Annotated in this window: 1 protein-coding gene and 1 pseudogene; both read right to left on the reverse strand. The window is 64.7% G+C overall.

Annotated elements, in window-relative coordinates; genetic code table 11:
- A partial coding sequence (locus EOA86_RS35190; protein WP_164892350.1) for a YgcG family protein occupies window positions 1–877 on the reverse strand: 877 nt, incomplete at its 3' end.
- Between the two features lie 4 nt (window positions 878–881).
- Window positions 882–1,245 (reverse strand): annotated as a pseudogene (locus tag EOA86_RS35195) (hypothetical protein); the annotation flags it as partial.

Raw genomic sequence — 1,245 nt, forward strand, 5'->3', positions numbered from 1 at the left:
CACCGGACGAGCCGCCGCCGCCCGAAAACCCGCCGCCGCCGCCGCCCGACGACCAGCCGCCACCGGAACGGCCCGACGACCAGCCGCTGCCGGTGCCGGTTGTCCAGACGCCGCCCGAGGACGCGGAACCCGACCTTTGGCCATAGCGGCCCGATCTTTGGCCATAACGAAATGTCATGCCCAGCCATTTATACACGCCCGGCGACAGCTTTGTGCCGAAGATCGGCGGCAGGAAAGCCATCGCCAGGCCGCCTAAGAACAGCATCGCCCACACGATGATGAACAGTGCGACAATGGGATCGACAGAATTGCTGTCGGCCGGATTGCGGGTGCCGCGCGCTTCCAGCTCTTCCGGATTGCCTTGCAGCACCATGACCATGTCGTCGACAGCCTTGCTGATGCCGCCGGAGAAGTCGCCGGCGCGGAATGCAGGCACCATGTCGTTTTCGATGATCAACCTCGTGTGCAGGTCGGTCAGCGTGCCTTCCAGCCCGTAGCCGACCTCGATGCGCATCTTGCGGTCGTTCTTGGCGACCAGCAAAAGCACGCCATTGTCCTCGCCGGCCTGGCCGAGCTTCCAGGCGCGAAACAGACGATTGGCGTAGGGCTCGATCACCTCGCCGTCGAGGCTAGGAACCGTCGCGACGACGATCTGGTCAGAGCTCTTGGCTTCGAAATCCGCAAGCTTCCGGGTCAGCGCCGCCTCGGTCGCGGCATCGATGATATCGGCATTATCGACAACCCGCCCGGTCAGAACAGGCAATTCGGCGGCGAGAGCGGTGAAGCCGACCAGCAGCACCGCCATGGCCGCCAAAGCAGCGCCGACCGTCGCGGCAAAATGGCCGGAACCTGGGGGACAGATGGCGCGTCTTGTCATGTCGTCACCAGCTTCCCGATGAGCCGCCGCCGCCGGACGAGCCACCGCCGCCGGAAAAGCCGCCGCCGCCTGAACCCGATGACCATCCCCCGCCAGAACTTCCCGACCAGCCGCCGGAAGACCGCCGGTTCGGCTCGAAGGTCATGCCCAGCCAGCGATAGCGGCCAGGACCGAGTTTCCGGCCGAAGATCGGTGGCAGGATGGAGGCGGCGATGCTGCCGAAGAAGATGATCGCCCAGATGCTTATGAAGATCGCAAAGAACAGATCGTCGGTGTTGAATGGCGGCTGCTGGTTGCGTTCGCCGCGCGCTTCCAGCTCTTCCGGATTGCCTTGCAGCACCATGACCATGTCGTCGACGGCCTTGGCT

Source organism: Mesorhizobium sp. M5C.F.Ca.IN.020.32.2.1, assembly GCF_004023105.1.
In the GTDB taxonomy this organism is placed as follows: domain Bacteria; phylum Pseudomonadota; class Alphaproteobacteria; order Rhizobiales; family Rhizobiaceae; genus Mesorhizobium; species Mesorhizobium wenxiniae.